Raw genomic sequence first — 25485 nt, 5'->3', positions numbered from 1 at the left:
AGCGTCACCGTTCGAAATAACGCGCCCGATCAAGATCGGCAATCAACCCAGGCTGCGTCGGCGTCCAGTTCAGCCACGCCCGGGTTTGCACACTCGAGGTTGGAATATCGTTGCCAACGAACTGCGCCAACCGGCCAAAGTGGTCCGCTGCCTCTTCGGCGGAAATTGACACGACCGGCAGCTCGAGACGTCGGCCAATCACACCGGCAATCTCGTTGAACGCGATCCCCTCTTCCGCGATCGCGTGATAGCGACTGCCGATGCTGCCGCGCTCGATTGCCAGCCGGTAGACACGCGCGGCATCGAGCCGGTGCACAGCAGGCCAACGGTTGAGCCCGTCGCCCACATAAGCCGACACGCCGAGCCGCCGCGCGATATCGATCAGCCGCGGCACGAAGCCGCTATCGCCGTCACCGTGCACCGACGGCGCGAGACGCACTGCGGACGCGTGTACGCCGCGCTCCACCAGCAACGTAGCGGCCGCTTCCGGCAGACGCGGAAACACTGCGGGATCGGGATTGCGCGTATCGTCCTCGGTCGCGAGACGACCGGGTGCGAGCAGCGCGACGCCAGACGAAACCAGCAGCGGACGATCGGAGCCGGCCAGCGCAGCACCGATCGCCTCGATCGCACGTCGTTCCACTTCGCTGCTTTCGGCGAACTTCGACATGTCGTGATTGAACGCGGTGTGAATGACGCCGTCCGTGGCGGCCACACCGTTTCTCAAACTATCGAGGTCTTCAAGCGAGCCATACAAGGCCTCGCCTCCCCTCGATGCAAGCGAGTGCGCCGCGGCCTCCGAACGCACCAGACCCAGCACGTGATGCCCGGCGGAGAGAAGTTCGTTGACCACGGCCGAGCCGACAAATCCATTTGCTCCAGTAACAAAGACGCGCATCGTGCAACCTCCGGATTGAGACGAAGGATTACTATCTACGCGTCACCGCACACGATGAAGTCGTGACGTTTTAGGGGTATACGGACTAACAGGATGAGCATGGCGGACGCAAACGAAAATCTGCTTGGAGCCTACCTCAAGGATCGCCGCACGAAACTCGACCCGGCGGCTTTAGGGTTCTCCACCGCGCGTCGGCGCACGCCGGGATTGCGGCGCGAGGAAGTTGCCCAGCGCGCCCATGTCAGCGCAACGTGGTACACGTGGCTCGAACAGGGACGCGGCGGTGCGCCTTCCGCCGAGGTGCTCGAGCGGATCGCCCGGGCGCTGATGCTGACCGATGTCGAGCGCGAATATGTCTTTCTGCTGGGACTTGGGCGCGCACCGGGCCTTTCCGGACACGCCGAGCCTCGCGACGATGCCGCCGACAGCGCACTCCTGCGGCTGCAACACGTCCTCGATTCAATGGAATTCAGCCCGGCCGTGGTGCGAACCTCGACGTGGGACATCGTCGCGTGGAACCGCGCGGCACTCGTGACCCTCACCGACTACGAAGTGTTCCCGCCCGAGCAGCGCAACGTCCTGCGCCGCATCTTTTTCGATCCTGCCGTGCGCGCCGCGCAGCCCGACTGGAACCGCGTCGCGCGCTTTGCGGTCGCGGCGTTCCGGGCCGATACCGTGCGTGCGGGAACGACGCAGAAGGTGCAGGCTCTTGTCGACGAACTCCACCGGCTGAGCCCCGAATTCGCGGCGATATGGCGCGACAACGACGTCCGCGCACACGACAGCAGCACGAAACAGATTCAACATCCGCTGGTTGGACCGATCGCGCTGGAGTATTCGGTCTTTGCGGTGCACGGGCATCCCGATCTGAACCTCGTGACCTACACACCCGCCACACCGGCCGATGTCGAACGCATCAAATTGCTGATTGCTCGCCGTGCGAATAACGTCGTCAGCATGGAAGATGCTGCGTGAATCGAACGGGATTGGACTGGACCGAATAGCGCGCGCGAATCGTAACAGACTGTCAAACATCGCCTTCGTGAAGTTCGTCGTCAGTCAGAATGCCTGCGACGTGCGACCCGATTTTCCAGCCACCTTTGCGGCGCTTCTTCCGGATGACAACACCCATGAACAAATACGCAGCAGTCGCTTTATGCGCACTCGGTGCGACGGATTTTATTTTCCCGAACATCGCGATGGCCGCCCAAAGCACCGGCATCGAAGTCGCGGTTCCAGCCTATGTCTTTCCTGGCGACCCTTTCCTCACGACGATGGAAGACCCGGTGAAGATGCCTGTGCCGCCGTCCATCGTGATCGTCAATATTGCCAACGGCGACGCCGACGAATCCATTCTCGATCATGATGCCGACCTCCTGCGGGCCAGGGTCGCCGCGAGCCGCGAGCCGCGAACACGTCAAGGTGATCGGCTACGTGCATACGACTCACGGCGCCCGGTCCGTCGCGGATGTCGAAGCCAGTATCGACCGGTATCTCGCGCCGCGTAACGGCGCGGTGCATTACGATGGCATCTTCTTCGACGAAGGTATCGCCGATTGCGGCCCGACCGCCGGTTCGATGCAATACCGCGATTACTATCGCACGCTGCGCGAATACGTCTGGTCGAAATATCCCACCAGCGCGCAGAGCCTTGAAGTGATCAACATCGGCACCGCCGTCAACGACTGCTACCTCGATCCGGCACATCGTGCAGCGGACGTGTTCGTCACGTTTGAAGATACGGCCGATCACTACATGACCAATGCCGTCGATGTCGGCTGGAAGTATGGCTGGGTTGGCGGCAATGTCATCGTCAACGGTACATATGCGCTGGGCACGCAGTACGACTCGACGAGCTTCTGGCATCTGGTCTACAACACCAGCCAGGCCACCTGGTCTTCCGTGCTCGATACAGCGCTCCAGCGCTACGCAGGCTATGTCGATGCAACCGATGCGTACATGGTCGGAACGTCGCTCAACCCATGGGCGCAGATGCCGAGCTATCTCAACTCGGAAGTCACGTACGCGAATACGTTGAGCCACAACTAGCGCGATCCAGCTGGGTTTTGTCCGGACAAGTCCCTGCTCAACGCAACGCGGACGCGAAATCGTCGAGTTGCGTGATGCAGGTATTCCAGCCGTCGAAGAACCCAAGTGTTTCGTGGCGCTCGCGCGTGGCGTTGTCCGGATGCATGACACGGGCTTCGTAGCGGCTGCCCGCGCCTTCATCGGCCATCGTGATGATCGCGGTGAAGCCGAGCCACGGTGTATTGGGTCGCCACTGCGCGGTCAGCATCGACGTAAACACGAGACGCGCTTGCGGCACGATCTCGAGAAAGCAACCGGGGTTGTCACTGGTGCCGCCGTCGGGACCGCGCATGAGGGTGTGAAACGCGCCACCGGGGCGTAAATCGAAGGCGAGCACTTCGGTGGTCCACGGTCGCGGGCACCACCATTCCTTGAGCAGATCGGGTTCCGTCCAGGCGCGCCACAACGCGGTGCGCGGCGCGCGCAGCACGCGCGAGATAACGAGGTCGTTGCTTTCAGCGGGTTCGGCGTGATTTGCGGGGTTTGCTGGCACGACGTTGCTCCTCTTCATGAAGACGTTCGACGAAATCGACCATGCGGTCGGATCGCGCTTCCCATATGGCTCGCTGACCCGCTATCCACTGCTCGGCTTCCGACAATCTGCCTTGCATCAGCTCGCAGGTGCGCGTGCGCCCCGCCTTTCGCGTCCGGATCAGGCCGCTGCGCTCGAGCAACGAAACATGCTTCATGAACGACGGCAGCGCCATGTCGAATGGCGCTGCAAGCACGGATACCGCCTGCTCGCCCCGGCAGAGCGCGCTGACGATCGCGCACCGGGTCGGATCGGAGAGAGCGTGGAAGATGTCGCTGACGCCAGCCTGATAGTTAGCCATGTGGCTAACTATAGGTCAAATGCGGTGGGAAGGAAAGTCTGTTGGCGTCAGCGCGTGCTAGTCCTTCACTTCGCGAACAACGACGCCATATTCGCAAACGCCTTGATCTCGACCGCATTACCCGACGGATCGAGAAAGAACATCGTCGCCTGCTCGCCGACTTCGCCCTTGAAGCGGATATGCGGCTCGATCACGAACGCGGTGTTCGCCGCCTGCAGCTTGTCCGCCAGCGTCTGCCATTGCGGCACCGACAGCACGACACCGAAGTGGCGCACCGGCACCGCATGGCCGTCTACCGCGTTCGTCGTGCGGTGGCCCGCTTCTTCGGGTGAGAGATGCGCGACGATCTGGTGCCCGTAGAAATCGAAGTCCACCCATTCCGGCGAGCTACGGCCTTCGGGGCAACCGAGCAGATCGCCATAGAACTCGCGTGCAGCCGCAAGGCTGTGGACCGGAAACGCCAGATGGAACGGCGGAATGACGGCGGTGGAATCGCTCATGTCGAAGATCCTGGTAGCGGTGGGGAGTGGTTTGTAACTCCGGGCGGAGTCAATGACAGCCAGTTTATGTATGAACAAAATTGCTGAAAAGCGATATATTTTCGATCTGACCACCAACAAAATCGATGAATCCGCGATGCTCCGGGAACTCAAAACCTTCGTCGCCGTTGCGCAGCACGGCACTTTCGCCGCGGCCGGCGAGCGGATCGGGCTGACCCAGTCAGCGGTCAGCGCGCAGATGCAGCGGCTCGAAAAGAATCTCGGCTTCGCGCTGTTCGATCGCACCGGCCGTTCCGCGACGCTCAACGACGCCGGCCGCGAAACGCTCGCCCTCGCCGACGACTTGTTGTCGTTGTACGCGCAACTGGGCGGCCAGACCGCACCCACGGAGCGAGGCGGCACACTCACGGTAGGCGCGATCGCATCCGTCCAACCGACCTTCATGGCGGACGCACTGGCAAATTTTCGTAAAGATTGGCCCAGCTGGCGGTTGCGCATCGTACCAGGCGTATCGCTGAACCTGCTCGGCCAGGTCGATGCCGGCGAACTCGATCTTGCCGTCATCATCAAGCCGCCGTTCTCGCTGCCGCCGGATCTCGAATGCCGCACGCTCGTCACGGAGCCGTTCGTGCTGCTCGTGCCCGCGCGGCTGGCGCGCAAGCCGTGGCGCGAATTGCTCGCGACCGAGCCGTTCATCCGCTATGACCGTCGTTCGTTCGGCGGCGGCCAGGTGGACCGCTTTCTACGCCGCCTGCGCGTGAACGTGTCCGAATCGATCGAACTCGACGAATTGCTGGGGATCGTGCAACTGGTGGCGCGCGGCGCCGGTGTCGCGCTCGTGCCGCTGGCCGCCGCATTCGGTGCGTTGCCGCGCACGGTCAAGGCGCTCGCGCTCGGTGGCGAGACCTTCGAGCGCGAGATCGTGCTGGTGGAGCGGCGGCGCCGTGCCGCTGAAGCACCCGCCGCGCGGCTCGGCGAGTGCATCGCGGAGGCCGCGCAGGCGCTCGCCGGCAAGAGTCGCCGGCGATAAAGCGCCGCCCAAAGTTTTACGTCGTTACTTCGGCGAAAACTCGTGATGCCCGCCGAAGCCGAAGCGCATCGCCGAGAGCATGCGCTCGGCAAACGACTCGTCGTCACGCGAACGAAACCGCGTATACAACGCCGCCGACAACACCTGCGCCGGCACCGCCTCTTCGATCGCGGCTTCGATCGTCCAGCGTCCTTCGCCGCTGTCCGCCACTTCGGTCGAATAATTGCCGAGCGCGCCATCTTTCGCGAGCGCGCCAGCCGTGAGGTCGAGCAACCACGACGACACGACACTGCCGCGCCGCCACACTTCGGCCACGTCCGCGAGATCGAGGCTGAAGCGTTCGCTTTCGGGCAACTCGGTCGATGCCTTGTGCTTCAGGATGTCGAAGCCTTCGGCATACGCCTGCATCAACCCGTACTCGATACCGTTGTGGACCATCTTCACGAAGTGGCCGGAGCCGGTCGGCCCGGTGTGCATATAGCCGTTCTGCACGCGCGTATCGCGGCCTTCGCGGCCCGGTGTGAGCGGCACGTTACCGGCGCCGGGCGCGAGCGTCGAGAGAATCGGATCGAGCCGGTGCACCACCTCTTCCTCACCGCCGATCATCATGCAATAGCCACGCTCGAGGCCCCACACACCGCCCGACGTACCGACGTCGACGTAGTGAATGCCCTTCTCCTTGAAGCGCACCGCACGGCGGATGTCGTCCTTGTAGAAACTGTTGCCGCCGTCGATCACGACGTCGTCGGGGCTCAGGATCGGGTACAGGTCGTTCAGCGTGTCTTCGGTGATCTTGCCGGCCGGGAGCATTAACCAGATCACGCGCGGTGCAGCGAGTCCCTTCACGAGGCCGCCCAGGTCGCTCGAACCGGTTGCGCCTTCCTTCACGAGCGCCTCGGTGGCTTCCGGGCTGTGATCGTAGACCACGCACGTATGCCCGTTGCGCATCAACCGACGGCCGATGTTCCCGCCCATCCGTCCCAATCCCACGATACCGATCTGCATAATGTCGTCTCCCTCGTTAACTGGATTGCCGAACCCGCGCGAGCTGCTGCTTCGCCGCTTCGTAGACGCGCTCCGGCGTAAAGCCGAACTTCGTTTGCAGCGCCTTCAGCGGCGCCGACGCGCCGAATGTATGCATCGCGATCAGCGAGCCGGTGCGGCCCACGTAGCGATCCCAACCGAGTACGCCTGCCTGTTCGACTGCAACCCGCGCGTCGACAGCGGCCGGCAGCACCGACTCTTTATACGCGTCATCCTGCTTCTCGAAGATGTCCCACGACGGCATCGACACGACACGCGCCGCGATGCCTTCGCTCTTTAGCTTCTCATACGCGCCGACGCACAGCGACATTTCGCTGCCGGTGCCCATCAGGATCACCTCCGGCTTGCGGCCGTCGGGCGCGTCTGCGAGCACATAAGCACCGCGTCGTACGCCGCTGGCAGGTGCGTACTTCGTGCGGTCGAACGTGGGCAGCGCCTGACGCGACACCACGATGCAGGCCGGCACGCGCGGATTCGACAGCGCGACGCGCCATGCTTCGGCAACTTCGTTCGCATCACCTGGGCGCAGCGTCGTGAGACCGGGCACCGCGCGTAACGACGCGAGCTGTTCGATCGGCTGGTGCGTGGGACCGTCTTCGCCGACGCCGATCGAGTCGTGCGTGAAGACGTAGATCACGTTGACTTCCATGAGCGCGGACAGGCGGATCGGCGGCTTCATGTAGTCGCTGAAAATCAGGAATGTCGAGCCGTAAGGCCGCAGGTTCGACAGCGCGATGCCGTTGCAGATCGAGCCCATCACGTGCTCGCGAATGCCGAAGTGCAGGTTGCGTCCGCCGTAGCTGTCCGCTTCGAAACTACCGGCGCCTTCGAACTTCATATCGGTCTTCGTCGACGGCGACAGATCGGCTGAGCCACCGATCATCCATGGCAGGCGCTTGGCAATCGCGTTGAGCACCTTGCCCGACGAGTCGCGCGAGGCAATGCCCTTTTCGTCCGCCTCGAACGTCGGGATATCGGCGTCCCAGCCCTCGGGCAAAGTGTGCGCTTCGATCGCGCGGAATTCTTCGGCTAGTGCGGGATATTTCGCAGCGTAGGCTTCGAAGGACGCCTGCCATTGTTCGCGCAATGCCTTGCCGCGCGCGCCGATACCTTCCTGGTAGTGCGCGTAGACGCCGTCGGGCACGAGAAAACTCGAATCTTCAGGCCAGCCGTAAAAGCGCTTGGCGAGCTTGATCTCTTCGACGCCGAGCGGTTCGCCGTGCGCCGCCGACGTGTCCTGCTTGTGCGGCGCGCCCCAGCCGATGATGCTGTGCACTACGATCAGCGTCGGTTTGTCCGTATTCGCTTTCGCCTGCTTGAGCGCGGCGCCGAACTCGGCTGCGTCGTTGGCATCGGCGACGTGCAGCGTGTTCCAGTGATAACCGCGAAAACGCGTTTCGACGTCGTCGCTGTACGCGAGATCGGTATGGCCTTCGATCGTGACGCGGTTGCTGTCGTAGATCCAGATCAGGTTCGACAGCTTCAGGTGTCCGGCAAGCGATGCCGCTTCGTGCGAGATGCCTTCCATCATGTCGCCGTCGCCGCATATCGTGTAGACGCGGTAGTCGAACAGCGTCGCATCGGGCTGATTGAAGTGCGACTCGTACCAGCGCGCGGCCATCGCCATGCCGACGCTATTGCCGAGCCCCTGGCCGAGCGGACCGGTCGTCGTTTCGACACCGGTCGTCATGCGGTATTCGGGGTGGCCGGGCGTCACGCTATCTAGCTGGCGGAACTGCTTGAGGTCGTCGAGCGATACCGCGGGCGAGCCGTTCGGGCGGCCGGCTTCGTCGACGGCCTGCACGCCGGTCAGGTGCAGCAGCGCATAGAGCAGCATCGAAGCGTGCCCGGCCGACAGCACGAAGCGGTCGCGATTCGGCCACAGCGGCTCAGCCGGGTCGTAGCGCAGGTGTTCCTGCCACAGGTGATAACCGACGGGCGCGAGTGCCATCGGGGTGCCGGGATGGCCGGAGTTGGCCTTCTGTACTGCATCCATCGCGAGGGTGCGGATGGTGTCGATGGAAAGACGATCGAGATCGGTGGGTGGGTTCGGCATGCTGCGACTCCTTGGACGTCTTGTAACCGGGCGGCGCGAGGTAATCGCGTCAGGACAAGCGGAGTAACCGAGCAAGTGTAATGCCTCGTTCCAGAACGGGTGCGTAAACTGCACGCCGGCCCGCTCAGTGCGGCGGCAAGCGGGTGGGCGTGCGGCTCCTCAAGTTGCTATTACCTGGAAGACTTCGCAAAACCGGTGCGCGGATGGAAAAACTTGCCGGTGCGCGTTTCAGTGTGAAAGCGCGCGATGTCGATCCTGTGTCAGCTTTCTGGCGGCTTGCAATGCGCTGAGCCGCAGCGCGGTCAAAAAAAAGCGCCCTGAGGGGCGCTTGACTTGTATACCCGGCAGCCCTGCCTGTGGCTAGAAATTGAAGTTGTCGATATTGCTCGCATCGAAGGTCGTGGGCGGTCCGAGGATCACCTCGCCCTTCGGGCCGATGGTCCGCTTGCCGAGCTTGCCCGCATCGAACGATTCGCCTTCCTTACCCGTGATCGTGCCCGACGCGAGACCCGCCGCGGCATACGCCGCCAGATAACCGAGTTGACCCGGGTCCCACAACTGGAACGCCTGCACGGTGCCGTTCTTGACGAATGCGCGCATCTGGTTCGGCGTACCGAGCCCGGTCACGGCCACCTTGCCCTTGCTCGACGACGTCGAGATATAGCGGGCCGCCGCGGCAATCCCGACCGTCGTCGGCGAGACGATCGCCTTCAGGTTCGGATACGCCTGCAACAAACCTTGCGTCTCGACAAACGACTTCTGGTCGTCGTCGTTACCGTACGCGATCTTCACGAGCTTGATCTTCGCGTACTCGGGCTTCTTCAGTTCCTCCTGCATCCACTTGATCCACGTGTTCTGGTTCGTCGCGTTCGGCGTCGCCGACAAGATTGCGAACTCGCCCTCGCCGCCCATCAGCTTCGACACGAGCTGGATCTGGCCGCGGCCGATGCCTTCCGCGTTCGCCTGGTTGACGAAGATCTGCCGACCATCCGCTGCGGTATCGGAATCGAATGTGACGATCTTGATGCCTTGCGACATCGCTTTCTTCAGATACGGCACGACCGCGTTTTCATCGTTCGCGGCGATGACGATTGCGTTCTGCCGCTGCGTGATCAGCGTGTTGATGTACTGCACCTGCGACGACGCGCCTGCATCCGATGGCCCCACCACCTTGCCTTCGCCCTTGAACTCCTTGATCGCAGCGAGGCCGCCGTCGTCGGCGATCACCTCGTAGGGGTTGTTGATCTGCTTGGGCAGGAACGCGATTTTCAGCCCGTCCTTGATGCCGGCCGCGTCGGCTGTCGTGCTTATCGTGCTTAGGCCGAGCAGCAGCGCACAGAGCGCCGTGCTGCCGGCCACCGTGCGTATGTTTCGTAATGGTCTCAACATGAGTGTCTCCTCTTCCTGATAATCGGACGTGTGTCCGAAGTCGTGATGTCGTTACCTACCGTGCTACATCTCGTGCCTTGTGTCGTACCGTGTTGCCCGTCAGGTCGACCCCGCGATAAAACGCCGGTCGCGCCGCGCCCGCCAGCGCGCGGCCAGGTTCGGAATCAGTACCGACGCGAGCAGCAACGCGCCGGTCACGATCGTCAGCACTTCGCTCGATACATCCACGAGCGTCAGCGCATTGCGCAACACACCGACGATCAGCAACGACAACAGCACGCCGACCATCGAGCCTCGTCCGCCGAAGATGCTCACGCCGCCGAACAGCACCGCCGCGATCACCGACAGCTCGAAGCCCTCGCCGTTATCTCCGCGCGCACTCGTAAAACGCAGCGTATAAACGATGCCGGCGAGCGCACTGACCGTGCCCGACAGCACGAAGAGACGCAGCCGCGCCTTCGCGACATCGATGCCGGAGAACGCCGCGGCCGTCGGGTTCGCGCCGATCGCGAACAGGCTGCGACCGAACGCGGTGGCCTGCAGCAGCACGGTGAACAGCACCGCACAGACGATCACGATCACGAACGGCAGCGGAATGAAGGTTGAGCCCAATGCGTTCATGCCGAACGCGGTATAGCCCGGCGGAAAGTCAGCAACCGCCTGATCGCCGAGCAGGACATAAGCGAGCCCGCGAAACAGCGCAAGCGTGCCGATCGTTACCGCGAGCGACGGCAGGTTCAGCCTCACAATCACGAGACCGTTCAAAAGACCCGCGAGCGCACCGGCCACGAGCACCAGTGCGATCACAAGCGGCATCGGCAGACCCATGTGCCAGAGCACGCCCATCAGCGCGCTCGCTGCACCGAGCACCGACGCGACCGACAGGTCGATGTCGGCGGCAACGATGATCAGCGTCATCGGCAGCGCCATCAGCGCGACTTCAGTCAGGTCGGCCAGCACGTTGCCGAGATTCGCGCCGCTCAGAAACTCCGGCGACAACACGCGCCCGAGCACCAGCGATAAAACGAACAACACCACCAGCAACGTTTCCCAACGCAGCGGGACCGTCGGCTTGCGCGTACTCAATGCGGAATCGGGTTTAGCCATGATCGCGTTTTCTCATCATGCGTTTTGCCACCGAGCGGGCCAGCAACGTATCGGCAGCGATCGCGACAACGATCAACGCCCCTTCGATCGCCTGTTCCCAGAATGGCGAGACGTGTAACACCACCAGCGCAATGCTGATCACACCGAGCACGAGTGCGCCGAGCGTGGCGCCGAGTATCGTGCCGACGCCGCCAGTGATCGCGACGCTGCCGACCACGGCAGCCGCGACGACCTGCAACTCGATGCCTTTCGCCGTGCTTGCATCGACGGTGCCGAAGCGCGCGAGCCACAACGCGCCTGCGAAACCCGCAATCGCGCCGGAGATCAGAAAGCCCGTCATCACGCGGCGCTCGACGGCTACGCCTGCCAGCCGCGCCGCTTCGGGGTTCGAGCCGATCGCGTAGTGCTCGCGGCCGCCGCGAAACTGTTTCAGGTACACCGAGAGGCCGATCAGCACGACGGCCGCGATCAGCGCGAGCGTCGGGATGCCGAGCAGCCGGCCGGTCGCAAGACGCGAGAACGCTTCGGGCAGGCTCGTCGCGTTGATCTGTCCGCCATGCACCCATGCGTAATCTGCGCCACGAAAAATGTAGAGCGTCGACAGCGTTGCAACCAGCGACGGCACCCGACCGATCGCTACAAGCGCAGCGTTGATCGCCCCCGCGAGCAAGCCGATCGAGAGCCCGGCTGCGAGCGCGACGACCACCGGCATGTGAGGAAACGCGACGTACAGGCTGCCAACCGCATAGGCGCTCACGCCGACCGTCGAACCCACCGACAGATCGATATGACGCATCAGGATCACCACCGTCATGCCGGCGGTCAGCAGACTGATGATCGACACGTTCAGCAGAACGTCGCGCAGATTCTGCAGGTTCAGGAACTGCGGGCGCGCGAGCGCTGTGCCCGCTATCAGCAGGATCAGCACGACAAAGAGCGTCGTTTCGCGGCTCTGTGCAAGTGCGGCGATGAAGCCACCACGCGGTCGGACGCGTGAAGGGCCGTCGGCATGCAGATCGACAGGACGGGTTGTCGATTCGCGCATCATGCCGCGTGCCCCAGATGACCACCGGACTGGCCAAGCGCCGCGCTCATGATGCGTTCTTCGCTCGCGTCTGCGCGCGCGATCTCGGCGCTGATACGCCCTTCGTGCATCACGAGGATGCGGTCGGCCATACCGAGCACTTCAGGCAGCTCGCTTGAGATCATCAGCACAGCCATACCCTCGCGCACCAGTTCGGCGAGCGCGCCGTACACCTCCGCCTTCGCGCCGACGTCGATACCGCGCGTCGGTTCGTCGATGATCAGCACCTGCGGATGCGTAGCCAGCCACTTGCCGAGCACGACCTTCTGCTGGTTACCGCCCGATAGCGTACCGACCGGCGCGGCGGGATCGTCGGCTTTCAGTTGCAGCCGTTTGCCCCAGCGGTTCGCCAGCTCCGTTTCGCTTCGTGCGGAAATCAGACCGAATCGCACGAGCCTGCCGAGCACCGTCATCGATGCGTTGCGTGCGATGCTCAGTTCGAGCGCGAGACCCTGCTGCCTGCGGTCTTCGGGTACAAGCGCAAGACCAGCTTGCACTGCGGCGGCCGGACGTCCCGGTGCGAGCCGTTTGCCCGCGATACGGATCTCGCCCGCATCGAGCGGATCGATACCGAAGATCGCACGCGCAACCTCACTGCGACCCGCACCAACCAGACCTGCGAGCGCAACGATTTCGCCCGCGCGAACGTCGAACGACACATCCTTGAACACACCAATGCGCGTCAGCCCGCGCACCGCCAGACGCACATCGCCAGGTACGACGTCGGCTTTCGGATAGAACGTCTCGAGATCGCGCCCGACCATCTTCGCCACGATCGCGGCCGTGTCGAGATCGGCGGTCGGTGCGTCGAACACCTTCGCACCGTCGCGCATGATCGTCACGTGTTGCGTGAGCGTGAACACTTCGTCGAGCCGGTGCGTGATGAACAGGATCGCGACGTCGCGCTCGCGCAGTTTGCGCACGATCGCGAACAGGCGCTCCACTTCGGGTAACGACAGCGCCGCGGTCGGTTCGTCCATGATCAGCACGTTCGCGTTCAGCGACAGCGCCTTGGCGATCTCGATCACCTGCTGGTCGGCAATCGACAGGCCGCGCACGAGCCGGTCCGCATGCAGATCGACGCCGAGCGACACGAGCAGCGCATCGACCTCGCGATGCATCGTGTCATAACGAATCCTGCCGAGCCGGTCCACCGGTTGCCGGCCCATATAGATGTTTTCGGCAATCGACAGATCGAAGAACAGCGTCGGTTCCTGATAGATCACAGCGATGCCCGCATCGCGTGCCTGCGCGGGACTCGCGAATTCGCGCAACTGGCCGTCGATACGCAGTTCGCCCGTGTCGGCACGATGCACGCCGGCAAGGATCTTCACGAGCGTCGATTTACCCGCGCCGTTCTCGCCGAGCAGCGCATGCACCTCGCCGCTGCGCAGCACGAGTTCGCCATCCGAGAGCGCACGCACGCGGCCGAACGACTTGCTCGCGTGGGTTAATTGCAATCGCGGAACGGCGGTGGTCGGTTCCTGCACAGGCTTGTCTCCTTCTTCGAGCGACGTGGACACGTCGCACTTCTCTTATGAGTTTTTTGCCGCTGCTTCAGATGCGGTAAGTCCGTTCGGCGTTGTGTCTGAACAGCGCCGAGCGCTCCGTATCGCTCGCTCCCGCGACGATCGCCGCATACGCATGCCACAGCGCGGAATACGAGCCAAACAACCGATCGACCGGAAAGTTCGATGCAAACATCGCCCGCTCTACGCCAAAGGCATCTAGCGTTGCGAGTACATAAGGACGCAGACTCTCTACCGTCCAGTCGTGATCGAACATCGCGAGTCCGCTGATCTTCACCGCGACGTTCGGACACGCGGCCAGCACATGCAGCCCGTCGCGCCACGCGCGATAGCCCGCCACGCTGTCGCGGTCGACGAACATGCCCGCATGATTGAGAACGAACTGCGTGTCCGGATGCGCACGGGCCAGCGCTGCTGCTTCGTCCATTTGCGACGGATACACCTGCAGATCGAACGACAAACCATACCGGCGCAGCAGCGCGAAACGCTCCTGCCACACCGGCTCGCGCATGAAATGCCGGCCCACATAATCGAACAGCTTCTCGCGATGTACGTTGAGAATCTGCCGCACGCCGCGCGTATTCGCGAACGATGCGTGCGCTTCGAGCACGGCCGGCGCATCGGGCGCCGCGAGGTCGATCCCCGCGACGATGGCGTTCGGCATGCCATGCGAACCGTCGGTATCGGCGATCCGCTGCAGCCAGCGCGTCTCTTCGACCGGATCGGCGGGATCGTGATTCGCCTCGACGTGCACGACCTTCAGCACCTCGACGTCCTGCGCGTCGGTCAACAGATGTTCGAGCAGATAGTCGTGCTGCAACTCTCGCGCATCTCCGACGAACGACACACCGGGCTTCTCGAGCCACGGGTAGCGGTGCGTGCGCAGGTCCCACAGATGAATGTGCGGATCGACCACTTGCATGAAGCGCGCTCCTTGGGTGTCGGTTCAGCGGGTTAGCGGTTGTCGCGCGGGAAGCTCGAATACCGGCACGAGCGGTTGCTGGAACGGCGTGCGATCGGGTGCCGTCTGCATGATGTCGGCCATCATGTCCCACCATTTGCGCATCACCGGCAGATCGGGCAGCGTGTCCATCGTGTGGTGATCGGTGCGCGTCAGGACCGCAAACAGCGCGCCCGTGGATTCGTCGAGGAAGATGCGGTAATCGTGCACGCCCGCTTCGTGCAGCGCATCGACCAGTTCGGGCCAGATCTCGCGATGCCGCCGTGCGTACTCTTCGCGCATGCCGGGGTTGAGCGCCATCCGGAAAGCGATCGTCTCCATGCGAACCTGTCTCCGTTCATGCTCCTGCGCTTTATCGACGAAGCGTCTGGAGCGACTATAATTCCGCGGTCGATAGCGTCTCAATCCGTAGTTGGGATTGGGCGATCCAGAAACCGAATCGCACAGGTCCCATGAACCGACAAGCCGCCACGGTCGCTCTCGTCAATCGCCTCAAGTTCAAGCACCTTGCGCTGCTGGTCGCGCTCGACGACACCCGCAACGTCCATCAGGCCGCCGACGCGATCAACGTCGCGCAACCGAGCGCGAGCCGCATGCTCGGCGACATCGAGGAAGCGTTCGGTTTCCTGCTGTTCGAGCGCAACGCGCGCGGTATGCAGCCCACGCCGCTCGGCGTCGTCACGCTCGCGTATGCACGGCGCGCGCTCGCCGAACTCACGCGCTTTGCCGAAGACCTCGACGTCAAGCGCCGCGGCGGCCACGGCCAGTTGACGGTCGGCGCGATCATGGGCGCGGCACCCGATCTGCTCGCGATGGCCGTCGCCTCGCTGAAAACCGAACGGCCGCTGCTCAACGTGCGGATACTCGGCGAAACCAGCGACCAGGTCGTGCAGTTGCTGCATCGCCGCGAGGTCGACCTCGCGCTCGGCCGGCTGACCTCGCCGCTGCAGCACAACGATTTCAGCTTCGAGCCGCTCGCGCGCGAACCGCTCGTACTCGTAGTGCGCGTACGGCATCCGCTCATTTCTCGCAGCAGCGTCGCATTGCACGAACTGATGGAGTGGCCGTGGGTCGCGCAGCCGATCACGAGTCCTGCGCGCGTGCTGTTCGAGGAAGAACTCGCGCGTGCCGGGCTCGCTACGCCAGTCAATCTCACCGAATGCGCGTCGATCTTCGCGACGCTGCAACTGCTCGAAAACTTCGATGCGATCGCGATGCTGCCGGAATCGGTGGTACGCGACCACGTGCGCGGCAAACTGCTCGTCGCGCTGCCGATCGAAATCGGCAAGAGCCTGCCGGGCTTCGGCATCCTCACGCGCAAGGGCGAACCGCTCGCCGAACCGGCCGAACATTTCGTCGGCCTGTTGCGGCGTTTTTCGCAGCCGTTCGATACGGAGCACGGTGCGCCGCTCGCGCATACGCCGGCTCATTGAGCGGTTCACTGAAGTAGTCACTGCAGGTTGACGAACAAACCGCCATCCACCAGCAACGCCGCACCCGTCACATAGCGTGCCTTGTCCGAGGCGAGGAACACGACACAATCGGCGACATCTTCAGGTGCGCCTAAACGGCCCAACGGAATGCGCTTCTCGAAGTACGCTTTCTTGGTTTCGTCGGCGAGATCTTCGGCGTTGAGGTCGGTGGCAATCGTGCCTGGCATCACCGAATTACAACGAATACCGTACGGCCCCAGCGCGATTGCACACGACTGCATCAACGAATGAACCCCCGCCTTGGTCGGCGTGTAATGCGTCTGCATCCCGCCGCCCACCAGCGCGCTGATCGAACTGGTCGCGACAATCGCACCGCCGTGGCCCTGCTCCTTCATCTGCCGCGCGGCCGCCTGGGTCACGTAGAACGCACCGTTCAGATTCACGCCGACTGTGCGCTCGAGTACCGACGGCGGCATGTCGAGAAACGCGTGAAACGGACAGATGCCCGCATTGCTCGCGAGCACATCTACCTTGCCGAATGCCTCGACGGTCTGGCGCACCAGATCGACGCCGGTCTGCGGCGCTGCAACGTTGCCTTCCACCGCAATCGCGCGACGGCCCAGCCGCTCGATCTCGTCGATCACCTCGGTAATCGCGGAACGACGACCATATGATGCGTCGTTGTCGCCCCAGTAGTTGATCGCAACGTCCGCACCTTCGGCCGCACAGGCCACGGCAATCGCCCGGCCGATGCCGCGCGAACCGCCTGTCACGATGACCGCCTTGTCCTTGAGCAGCACGGGTACTCTCCTGATCGTTGGTTGAGGGACGTTGCGCGATTAGTGTTGATACGGTCGCACCAACGCACAGTCCGGATTAAGCCGCACGCCGAAGCCCGGCGTCTCGGGCACTTTCATCCGCCCATTAACAGGCACCGGTTCGTCGAGCAGCAACGGCGTAAACATCGGCACGACTTCATCGGCCTTCGGCGCCATCATCAGGAACTCGGCGAACGGCGAGTTATGCCGCGTCACTACGAAGTGATAGCTATACACCGACGAGCCATGCGGTATCACCATCACGTTGTGCGCATCGGCGAGCGCGGAAATACGGATCAACTCGGTGATCCCGCCGCACCAGCCGACATCGGGCTGGATGAAATCGCAGCACTCCATTTCGAGCAACATCCGGAAGCCCCAGCGGGTCGCTTCATGCTCGCCGGTCGACACCAGCATGCCGCGCGGCACGTTGCGGCGCAGTTCGGCGTAGCCCCAGTAGTCGTCGGGAGGCAGACATTCTTCGATCCACTTCAGACCGTACTCGTGGGTGGCCTGCGCAAGACGTGTCGCATAACGCACGTCGAGACTCATCCAGCAGTCGTACATGAGCCAGAAATCGTCACCGACACGGCTGCGCATGTCGGCGAGCTTCTCGATGTTTTTCCTGAAGCCTTCTTCGCCTTCCGCGGGACCATGCTGCAAAGGCAGTTTGCCGCCGATAAAACCCATCTCTTTCGCCAGATCCGGCCGCGCACCGGTTGCATAGAACGTCAGCTCGTCGCGCACCGGGCCGCCGAGCAACTGGTACACCGGCTCCTTGCGAACCTTCGCGAGCAGATCCCATAGTGCGAGGTCGACACCCGAAATCGTATTCAGCACCACGCCCTTGCGGCCATAGTAGAGCGTCGCGAAGTACATCTGATCCCACATCTTTTCGATATCGGTGACAAGCTGGCCTTCAAGAAACCGCGCCAGATGTTTCTCGACGATGAACGCGCCGATCTCGCCACCGGTCGTCACCGCGAAGCCGACCGTGCCGTCGCTTGCCTCGATCTCGACGACGAGCGTACCGAGCACGTTGATACCGAACGACTGACGGCTCTGCCGGTACTCGGGGTAACGCGCCATCGGCGTAGCAATGTGGTCGTCGATCCAGTGACCGCCGGGCTGATCGTGATAGTCGGCGCCGCCGCCGCGAACGATGAAGGCACGCACGTGCCGGATGGTAGGCATGGCCATGTCGATGAGCTCCTGAACTTCGTTATGTTGCTTGAGGCTGTCGCCACTGCGCGTCTGCGGCGGCACGATGTTCGATATGTCCGATACGTTACGTTCGCTGCGCGTCCGCCAACGAGCTCACTGCGGCCGGTGTGACAGCGCGACTTGCGCCCGTGCACGACGATCGTGTGCAAATACACCGATCAGCAGCGCCGCCAGCAAACTCGCGCCACCAAGCACGACCAGTCCCGCCGAAGTCGATTGCCACGCACGCTCGGCGACGGTGCGCAACGTCGGCGCAATAAAACCACCGAGTCCACCGAGCGAGTTGATCAATGCGATGCCGCCCGCGGCAGCCGCGCCGGTCAGGTAGCGCGTGGGCAAGGTCCAGAACAGCGGTTGCGCGGCGATAAATCCGCTGGCCGCGCAGCACAGCGCAAGCAATCCGAGCACCGGACTGTGTGCCAGCCCCGACGCACCGATGCCCAACCCGGCCACGATCAGCAGCACGACTGCCCAGCCACGATGACTACCCTCCCGGTCCGCGCGCCGCGGCACCCACCAGGTCACCGCCACCGCACATAGCCACGGCAACGCGGCGACCAGCCCGACGCGCAGGCCGACTTTCGTGCCAAGCAACGCGGCAACCTGCTGCGGCAGATAGAAGATCACGCCGTACACGCTCATCTGGATCAGCAGATAGATTGCCGACAACATCAGCACGCGCCGGTCGAACAGCGCAGCGAGTACGCTCTGCGGGCCATGCACTGCTGCATGGCTGGCGTCGTCGGCAAGTGCCGCGCGCAGCGTGTCGCGTTGCGCGGCGTCGAGCCAGCGCGCCTCATCGGGACGGTTGTCGAGATACCAGAACGCCCACACGCCAACCGCCGAAGCGAGCCCGCCCTCGATCAGGAACAGCCATTGCCAGCCGGCCAGACCGAGCGCGCCGTGCAGATCGAGCAGCAACCCCGACAACGGACTACCGAAGATAAACGCCAGCGGCGCGCCGAAATAGAACACCCCGACGGCCCGGCCACGCGCGGACTGCGGAAACCAGTGGGTCAGGTAATAAATGATCCCGGGGAAGAACCCGGCCTCGGCAACACCGAGCAGAAAGCGTAGCCAGTAGAACATCGCGGGGCTCTGCGCAAACGCCATCGCCGCCGAGACGATGCCCCACGTGACCATGATCCGGCACATCCAGATTCGCGCGCCCACGCGATGCAATAGCAGGTTGCTCGGCACCTCGAACAGCGCATAGCCGACGAAGAACACCCCCGCGCCGAACGCAAATGCCGCGTCCGACAGGCCGGTGTCGTGCTGCAGCGCTTTCTGGGCGAAGCCGATGTTCGCGCGGTCGAGAAACGCCAGTACGTACATCAGCAGCAGGAACGGCAGCAAGCGCCGCATGACAGTGCTGACAGCCGCTTCCAGCGGAGCGTGCGAAGCAACCGGTTGTGCGCTCATCGAATCTCCCGAAACGGACCGGCTACAAGCCGATGCGAAATACCTTGCCGCATGTGCCAGGCGCTCAATACGTCGCGCGACCGCCCGACAGATCGAACACGGCGCCGGTGCTGAACGCGCAGTCTTCCGACGACAGCCACAGGATTAGCGACGCGGCCTCGTCGGGCAGAAGAAAACGGTTCATGGGGATTTTCGACAGCATGTAGTCGATGTGTTCCTGCGCCATCGAATCGAAGATTTCGGTCTTCGCGGCGGCCGGCGTCACGGCATTGACGAGGATGTTGCTGGTGGCGAGTTCCTTGCCGAGCGACTTCGTCAGGCCGATCAGGCCGGCCTTCGACGCGCTGTAGTGCGACGCATTCGGATTGCCTTCCTTGCCCGCCACCGAGGCGATGTTGACGATGCGCCCGTAGCCTTGCTTGAGCATCTGCGGGACCACCGCGCGGCAGGTCAGGAACGGGCCGATCAGGTTGACGTCGATTACGCGGCGCCAGACGTCCGGGGCGAGTTCCCAGGTCTTGCCGTTGCCGCCGGTGATGCCGGCGCAGTTGATCAGCACGTCGATCGCGTGATGCCGCGCGACGGTTTTGCTGGTTGCATCGGTAACCGACTGCTCGTCGGTCAGTTCAACCGCCACCGCCGATACGTCGCCGAGTTCCGCCAGTTCCCGTTCGCTTTTCGCTAGCCGGTCGGCGTCGATGTCCCACAGCGAAACCGCCGCCCCCGAGCGCAATGCGCGTTGCGCCACCGCGTAGCCTATGCCGCGCGCGCCGCCGGTGATGACGACGACGCGGCGCTCCAGATCGATCCGGTTCATTTTGTCTCCTGCATTGGAATGGTTCGTATGCCGGCCAATATACGGGGCCGTCGATACGACAACAATCCGGGTATCGGATGGAGCGATAGCAAAAGCGGATTGATGAACCTCGATCAGGTCTGGTTGTAGTTCGCCGGGAATACGCAAGAACGTGGCGAATGCCGCCGGACGGGCGCCAGGGGGCCTGTGCGCTTCTTGCGGCTGCCGGGATGTCAGCGACCCTGGGCGCTATTTGCGGGCTTGAGTCCGTCGTGAACCGATTACAGGCGCCGCAGCAGACCACCCTTTCAGCAGCACCTGCGTCTGACCGCGTAGCACCGCGACAATCAACTGACGTTTTTCCACATCGAACGCCGGCCATCCGAGCAAGGACAACGCCGCGCGCGGCTTGAGATGGAACATCATGAGCTGTCCGTACAGGCTGACGGCGCGGATCGTCGTCACAGGATCGTCGGCTGCGATGCCGGTAATCCGCGCGATCAATTTCGCTGCCACCGTATGCAGCGGATCATGGATGCGCTTGCGCACGATTTCCGGCCCGATCGCCGGATCATGGCCAAGCGGCTCGCCGGCAAAGAACAGTCGGCGGCTCTCGTTCGGGACCATGAAGAGGCAATCGCCGAGCGTTTCGTGGAGACGGATGAACACATCGATCAGCGCATTGACGCGCGCATTGCCCTCAAGCAGGCGCATCGCCTGATCCACCACCGGCGCGAGCCGCGCCCATGCGCAGGCAGCGATATGCTCCGCACACGCGCGATAGACCCCTTCCTTGTTCTCGAAGTAATACTGCAACGCCGGCGTGTTGACACCCGCCCGCGCCGCGATCTCGCGAGTCGACGTGTGCTCGTAACCGTGTTCGCCGAACAGATCGATGGCCGCCTCGACGATCCGTAACCGCGTCGCTTCTCCACGCACGGATCCTTTGGTTCGAAGAGGTATCGTCACAGCGGGCCTCGATCTATATCGCCATCTACGTGAAGCGTGTCAGGACTTCACCTCTTCCTGCTGCTGCCATCCACCGCCGAGCGCCTTGTAAAGCGTGACGACATCCGTGGTCAGCGTCAGCGTGCTCTGGATGAATTGCTGACGTTGCTGCTCGAGGGTGTTCTCGGCGGTCAGCACATCGATGAACGTCGACACACCGTTCTTGTACTGGTTCGTCGCGAGTGCGAGCGCTTTGGTTTCGGCGGAGACGGTTTTCTCGAGCGCCTGATGGCGGCGCAATTCCGCGCGATACGCCGACAACGCGTTGTCGACGTCTTGCAACGCTCCAAGGACGGTTTTCCGGTAGCTCAGTGCCGCTTCCGCCTGGTCCGCTTTCGCCAGTTTGAGGTTGGCGCGAAGCTGGCCGCCCTGGAAGATCGGCAGCGAGACGGACGGACCGAACGAGTAGAAGTTATTCGCCCACTTCGTGATATCACCGGGCTTCGTGCTTTCCTGCCCCACCTGGCCCGTTAGCGAAATGTCCGGATAGAACTGCGCCACCGCGACGCCGACCTCAGCAGTCTGGCGATGCAACTGCGCCTCCGCGACCCGGATGTCGGGACGGCGGCGCGCGAGGCTCGCCGGCAAGCCGACCGGTACCTGCGGAGGCGGCGGCGGGATCGGCGTGGCGGTTGCCAGTTCGGCATCGAGCGCACCGGGTGCCTCGCCGAGCAGCACGGCAAGCCCGTTCAGGCTCGCGGCGATCTGCTGATCGTATTGCGCGAGCGACGCTTCGAGCGTCCCGACCGCCGAGGTCGCGCTTTCCACATCGAGATCAGTGACGAGGCCATTCGAAGCACGCTCGCGAGTCAGATCGAGGATTTGCTGTTCGGCGACGAGATCGGCCAGAGCGGTGTCGCGGCTCGCCTGGGCAGCACGCAGTTGCGCGTAGGTTTGTGCCACTTCGGCCTGCAACGTGACGAGTGCGTCGTCGCGATTGCCGATTGCCGCCACCGTGGATGCATTGGCCGCTTCGACCGAACGCCGCACCCTGCCGAACAGATCGAGTTCCCAGGAAGCGTCGAGCGAGCCCTGATAGATGTTGACCGGTTTGGTCAGCGAGTCGACCAGTGCGGCGAGACCCGGGTTGCCGCCGGGCGGTGCGCTGGAGCTGCTGCTGGCGAGCCCCTGGCCGACGTCTTCGTGGGTGTACGACGCGCTCGCATTGATCGACGGGAGGCCCGCGGCTGCAATCGACCGTTCGCTGGCGCGCGCTTCGGCAATCCGCACCACGGCGATCTGCACATCGAGATTGCCGCGCGTCGCCCGGTCGATCAGCGACGTCAGCGTCGCGTCGTTGAAGCTGCGCCACCACTGCGGGTCGGGGTCCGCTTCCGCGGTGACACGTGTCTCGCCCGACAGCGCCGATTGCGTAGCGAGCGCATCGTGCCACGTGGCCGGTGTGCTTGCCTCGGGCGCCTTGAAGTCCGGGCCCACTGTGCAGGCGCCAAGCAAAACCGCACTCGCGGCAAGGGGCAGTAGAAATTTCGCGGTGGTCATAGGTGGCCTCCTTCGCCAGCGGGACTGCCGCCCGCTTTCGATTTCGAGAACAGGAAGGTGAAGGGAATCGCGAGGAACGCGAGGAAGGCGCAGATCGCAAATACATCCGTGTACGACAGCAACTGCGACTGGGCGATCAACTGCTGGTAGAGGTGGCCGACGGCGCCCTGCTGGGCAAGATCGCGCGGCACACCCGACGCCTGCAACGTGCGCGCCGTACTCGCGACCGTGTCGAGATAGGGCTGCGAATACGGTGTCTGGTGTTCGCCCAGATACGCCATCCGCACCTGACTGCGTGTCGTGATCAGCGCCGTCGACAGCGAAATGCCGATCGAACCCGCGATGTTGCGGAACATCGTGAAGAGCGCCGCCGCATCGCCGTTTAATCGACGCGGCAGCGTGAGATACGTGATCGTCGAGATCGGCACGAACAGGAACGCCAGCCCACTCGTCTGGAACACGCGCATGAGGACGAGTGTCCGGAAGTCGAGATCTGGCGTGAGCTGGTGCGAATAGAAGAACGCCCCACCCAGCAACGCAAACCCGAATGCAATCACGTAGCGCGTCTGCACCAGCGGCAGAATCTTGCTGACGAGAATGATCAAGCCGATCAGCGCGACTGCACCAGGCACCAGAATCAGGCCGGCCAGCGTCGCGGTATAGCCGAGCAGTTGCTGCGAGAGTTGCGGCAACAGCACGGCACTCGAATAGAGAATCACCGCCATCGCAAAGATCATCAAACTCCCGACCGCGAAGTTGCGATCGGCCAGCACGCGCAGATCGACGATCGGCTTTTTCGTGTACAGCAACCAGAAGACCGCACCGACGATACCGGTGACGGCAAACGCGGCCATCACGCAGATCAGCGGCGAGCTGAACCAGTCGTCGGTTTCGCCGCGGTCGAGGAAAATCTGCAGCGCGCCGAGACCCAGGATGATCAGACCGAGGCCTACATAATCGAGGTCGGCTTTGCGGCGTTCGTCGCGCATCGACGGCGGATCGCGCACGAGCGCCATCACGCAGAAGAAAGTGATGATGCCGACCGGAATGTTGATCAGGAAAATCCAGCGCCAGCTGTAGTTATCGGTGATCCAGCCGCCCAGCGCCGGTCCGATGACCGGGGCTACGACTGTCGCGAGTGCGGTCACGCCGAAGGCCTGGGCTCGTTTGGCCGGCGGGAACGTATCGAGAATGATCGACTGCTGGTTCGGCTGCAAACCGCCGCCGAAAAAACCCTGCAACAGCCGGAAGATGATGATCTGCGGCAGGCTCGTCGAGATGCCGCACAGAAACGAGCAGACCGTGAACATCGCGATGCAGATCAGGAAGTAACGCTTGCGACCGAGCAACCGCGTCAGGTAGCCCGAAATGGTCAGCACGATGCCGTTCGACACGAGATACGACGTGAGCGTCCATGTGCTCTCGTCGGTACTCGCCGACATGGTGCCCGCGATATGCGGCAGCGCCACGTTGACGATGGTCGTATCGAGCACTTCCATGAAGGCAGCGAGTGTTACGACTATGGCGATTAGCCAGGGGTTGGCTCCATCGCGCGACTGCGGCACGGCTACGGCCCCGGCGCTGCTCATTGCAGATCCACTTCGGGATCGACCGAGGCGCCGAGCGGCAGCGGCAAGTTCGCATCGAGACCGCTATCGATGACGATCTTCACCGGAATGCGCTGAACGATCTTCACGAAGTTGCCGGTGGCGTTCTCGGCCGGGAACGCGCTAAAGCGCGAACCGGTGCCCTGCTGGATGCTGTCGATATGCCCTTTCAGCCGCAGTTGCCCATACGCATCGACACGGATCGAGACCTTCTGGCCGACACGCATCCGGCCGAGCTGGTTCTCCTTGAAGTTCGCGGTGATCCAGACATCGGGAGCGACGAGCGAGAACAGCGATTGCCCTGCTTGCACATAACTACCGAGCTGGACGTTACGCAGCGTTACCCAGCCGTCCTGCGGCGCGCGAATTTCCGTGTACGAGAGATTCAGTTGGGCCGCTTCCAGTTGTGCCTGTGCCTGCCGCACCTGGGCATTGGCCTGATCGACCTGGGCCTGTGCTTGCGCGACCGTCTCGGGAATGAGCTTCGCGATATCGACCTGCGCCTGATTGTTGGTCAGCGTCGCCGCGGCGGAGCGCAACTGCGCGCTGGCCTGGTCGCGTGCCGCCTGGGTCGTGGCGCGGGCGTCGAGCGTGGTTTGCCGGCGGTCGTCCGCGGCTGCGAGCACCTGGTTCGCCGAGGCCTGGGCAACCTGCGCCTTGGCCTGAACCAGTTTGGCCGGTGCGCTGACGCGCGTCACCGTCAGGTTGACCTGGGCATTTTCGAGCTGCGCGCGGGCGACTTCGAGCGAGGCTTCGGCCTGGTCGCGCGCGGCGATGTAGTCGCGCGGGTCGATCTTGATCAGCAGATCGCCGGCCTTGACGCGCTGATTGTCGCGAATCGCCAGTGTGACGACGTAGCCTGCCACTTTGGGCGCAACGGTCACGGCGTTGCCGTCGACCTGGGCGTCATCCGTTGTTTCGGTATTGCGGGTGCTGAAGTAATACCAGCCGCCTACAACGAGCAGAATGCACGCGATGACGATCGCGATCAGCACTCCTTTTCCGCCCGGTTTGCGCGCCGGCGATGTGCCGTTGCCCGGTGCGCCGGGCTGCTCGTTCGGCGCGGCTGCGCCGGCGGTCTGCCCGCCTATTTCGGTGTGATCTGTAGCCATCTGGAGAGCCGTTGATTACGATCGCCAGATGCTGCGCCCCCGGTAA

At 63.3% G+C, this 25485-nt stretch carries 25 protein-coding genes; 5 read left to right on the top strand and 20 right to left on the bottom strand.

The features are described from left to right. Positions 1-4 precede the first annotated feature (4 nt). A complete protein-coding gene (locus FNZ07_RS09870; protein WP_091017851.1) occupies positions 5-898 on the bottom strand; it encodes an SDR family oxidoreductase in 894 nt (297 codons plus the stop codon). Positions 899-997: 99 nt separating this feature from the next. On the opposite strand from FNZ07_RS09870, the gene FNZ07_RS09865 reads away from it, so the two are divergent. From FNZ07_RS09865 to FNZ07_RS09855, 3 genes are all read left to right on the top strand, one after another. Next, entirely contained in the window at positions 998-1873 is an 876-nt protein-coding gene (locus FNZ07_RS09865) for a helix-turn-helix transcriptional regulator (protein WP_091017849.1), read from the top strand. A gap of 155 nt (positions 1874-2028) precedes the next feature. Then, positions 2029-2406: a hypothetical protein gene (locus FNZ07_RS33585; protein ID WP_170275708.1), complete on the top strand. Its 378-nt coding sequence runs from the start codon at positions 2029-2031 to the stop codon at positions 2404-2406. Next, positions 2333-2947 (top strand): spherulation-specific family 4 protein, encoded by a 615-nt coding sequence (locus FNZ07_RS09855; RefSeq protein ID WP_170275707.1) that lies wholly within the window; start codon positions 2333-2335, stop codon positions 2945-2947. Before FNZ07_RS33585 ends, FNZ07_RS09855 begins: the two co-directional genes overlap by 74 nt. A 37-nt stretch (positions 2948-2984) precedes the next feature. Here FNZ07_RS09855 and FNZ07_RS09850 read toward each other — a convergent pair whose 3' ends face one another. The 3 genes from FNZ07_RS09850 to FNZ07_RS09840 all read right to left on the bottom strand — a co-directional run bounded on the left by FNZ07_RS09850 (position 2985) and on the right by FNZ07_RS09840 (position 4319). After that, positions 2985-3497 carry an SRPBCC family protein gene (locus tag FNZ07_RS09850; RefSeq protein WP_091017842.1) on the bottom strand — a complete coding sequence of 171 codons (513 nt, stop codon included), beginning with the start codon at positions 3495-3497 and terminating at the stop codon, positions 2985-2987. Continuing rightward, positions 3442-3819 carry an ArsR/SmtB family transcription factor gene (locus FNZ07_RS09845; protein ID WP_091017840.1) on the bottom strand — a complete coding sequence of 126 codons (378 nt, stop codon included), beginning with the start codon at positions 3817-3819 and terminating at the stop codon, positions 3442-3444. The genes FNZ07_RS09850 and FNZ07_RS09845 overlap by 56 nt, the downstream gene beginning before the upstream one ends. A 65-nt stretch (positions 3820-3884) precedes the next feature. Beyond that, positions 3885-4319: a VOC family protein gene (locus FNZ07_RS09840; RefSeq protein ID WP_091017838.1), complete on the bottom strand. Its 435-nt coding sequence runs from the start codon at positions 4317-4319 to the stop codon at positions 3885-3887. A 136-nt stretch (positions 4320-4455) separates the two neighbouring features. On the opposite strand from FNZ07_RS09840, the gene FNZ07_RS09835 reads away from it, so the two are divergent. Next, complete coding sequence (locus FNZ07_RS09835; RefSeq protein WP_091018204.1) at positions 4456-5349, top strand: LysR family transcriptional regulator; 894 nt, start codon at positions 4456-4458, stop codon at positions 5347-5349. 24 nt (positions 5350-5373) lie between these two features. Here FNZ07_RS09835 and gnd read toward each other — a convergent pair whose 3' ends face one another. The 8 genes from gnd to FNZ07_RS09795 form a co-directional block, all read right to left on the bottom strand. Next, positions 5374-6354: a phosphogluconate dehydrogenase (NAD(+)-dependent, decarboxylating) gene (gene gnd / locus FNZ07_RS09830; RefSeq protein WP_091017835.1), complete on the bottom strand. Its 981-nt coding sequence runs from the start codon at positions 6352-6354 to the stop codon at positions 5374-5376. Between the two features lie 16 nt (positions 6355-6370). After that, on the bottom strand, positions 6371-8449 hold the full coding sequence (tkt, locus tag FNZ07_RS09825; protein WP_091017833.1) for a transketolase: 2079 nt from the start codon (positions 8447-8449) through the stop codon (positions 6371-6373). 360 nt (positions 8450-8809) lie between these two features. Then, positions 8810-9838 carry a rhamnose ABC transporter substrate-binding protein gene (gene rhaS, locus FNZ07_RS09820; protein WP_091017832.1) on the bottom strand — a complete coding sequence of 343 codons (1029 nt, stop codon included), beginning with the start codon at positions 9836-9838 and terminating at the stop codon, positions 8810-8812. Positions 9839-9937: 99 nt separating this feature from the next. Continuing rightward, positions 9938-10945: an ABC transporter permease gene (locus FNZ07_RS09815; protein WP_091017829.1), complete on the bottom strand. Its 1008-nt coding sequence runs from the start codon at positions 10943-10945 to the stop codon at positions 9938-9940. Continuing rightward, positions 10938-11993: an ABC transporter permease gene (locus tag FNZ07_RS09810; protein WP_091017827.1), complete on the bottom strand. Its 1056-nt coding sequence runs from the start codon at positions 11991-11993 to the stop codon at positions 10938-10940. Before FNZ07_RS09810 ends, FNZ07_RS09815 begins: the two co-directional genes overlap by 8 nt. Continuing rightward, positions 11990-13519, bottom strand: coding sequence for a sugar ABC transporter ATP-binding protein (locus FNZ07_RS09805; RefSeq protein WP_091017824.1), 1530 nt, complete (start codon positions 13517-13519; stop codon positions 11990-11992). Before FNZ07_RS09805 ends, FNZ07_RS09810 begins: the two co-directional genes overlap by 4 nt. A 67-nt stretch (positions 13520-13586) precedes the next feature. After that, positions 13587-14480: an amidohydrolase family protein gene (locus tag FNZ07_RS09800; RefSeq protein WP_091017822.1), complete on the bottom strand. Its 894-nt coding sequence runs from the start codon at positions 14478-14480 to the stop codon at positions 13587-13589. Between the two features lie 24 nt (positions 14481-14504). Next, complete coding sequence (locus FNZ07_RS09795; RefSeq protein ID WP_091017820.1) at positions 14505-14840, bottom strand: L-rhamnose mutarotase; 336 nt, start codon at positions 14838-14840, stop codon at positions 14505-14507. A 131-nt stretch (positions 14841-14971) separates the two neighbouring features. Between FNZ07_RS09795 and FNZ07_RS09790 the strand changes: the two genes are divergently transcribed. Then, entirely contained in the window at positions 14972-15952 is a 981-nt protein-coding gene (locus FNZ07_RS09790) for a LysR family transcriptional regulator (RefSeq protein ID WP_091017817.1), read from the top strand. Between the two features lie 17 nt (positions 15953-15969). On the opposite strand, the gene FNZ07_RS09785 is transcribed toward FNZ07_RS09790, so the two are convergent. The 8 genes from FNZ07_RS09785 to FNZ07_RS09750 all read right to left on the bottom strand — a co-directional run bounded on the left by FNZ07_RS09785 (position 15970) and on the right by FNZ07_RS09750 (position 25439). After that, positions 15970-16752, bottom strand: coding sequence for an SDR family NAD(P)-dependent oxidoreductase (locus FNZ07_RS09785; protein WP_091017815.1), 783 nt, complete (start codon positions 16750-16752; stop codon positions 15970-15972). Between the two features lie 39 nt (positions 16753-16791). Further along, the gene (rhmD, locus tag FNZ07_RS09780) at positions 16792-17970 is read right to left on the bottom strand and encodes an L-rhamnonate dehydratase (protein ID WP_091018202.1); all 1179 of its coding nucleotides are present in this window, start codon (positions 17968-17970) and stop codon (positions 16792-16794) included. Positions 17971-18087: 117 nt separating this feature from the next. After that, positions 18088-19416 (bottom strand): MFS transporter, encoded by a 1329-nt coding sequence (locus FNZ07_RS09775; protein WP_091017813.1) that lies wholly within the window; start codon positions 19414-19416, stop codon positions 18088-18090. 64 nt (positions 19417-19480) lie between these two features. Further along, positions 19481-20233, bottom strand: coding sequence for an SDR family NAD(P)-dependent oxidoreductase (locus FNZ07_RS09770; protein WP_091017810.1), 753 nt, complete (start codon positions 20231-20233; stop codon positions 19481-19483). Between the two features lie 228 nt (positions 20234-20461). After that, entirely contained in the window at positions 20462-21181 is a 720-nt protein-coding gene (locus tag FNZ07_RS09765) for a CerR family C-terminal domain-containing protein (protein WP_091017808.1), read from the bottom strand. A gap of 39 nt (positions 21182-21220) precedes the next feature. Next, entirely contained in the window at positions 21221-22720 is a 1500-nt protein-coding gene (locus tag FNZ07_RS09760; protein WP_091017805.1) for an efflux transporter outer membrane subunit, read from the bottom strand. Continuing rightward, a complete protein-coding gene (locus tag FNZ07_RS09755) occupies positions 22717-24309 on the bottom strand; it encodes a DHA2 family efflux MFS transporter permease subunit (RefSeq protein WP_091017803.1) in 1593 nt (530 codons plus the stop codon). The genes FNZ07_RS09760 and FNZ07_RS09755 overlap by 4 nt, the downstream gene beginning before the upstream one ends. Then, a complete protein-coding gene (locus tag FNZ07_RS09750) occupies positions 24306-25439 on the bottom strand; it encodes an HlyD family secretion protein (RefSeq protein WP_091017801.1) in 1134 nt (377 codons plus the stop codon). Before FNZ07_RS09750 ends, FNZ07_RS09755 begins: the two co-directional genes overlap by 4 nt. Positions 25440-25485: the final 46 nt, after the last annotated feature.

It is taken from the genome of Paraburkholderia megapolitana, assembly GCF_007556815.1.
GTDB lineage: Bacteria > Pseudomonadota > Gammaproteobacteria > Burkholderiales > Burkholderiaceae > Paraburkholderia > Paraburkholderia megapolitana.
This window is presented reverse-complemented; position numbering and strand designations above follow the sequence as displayed.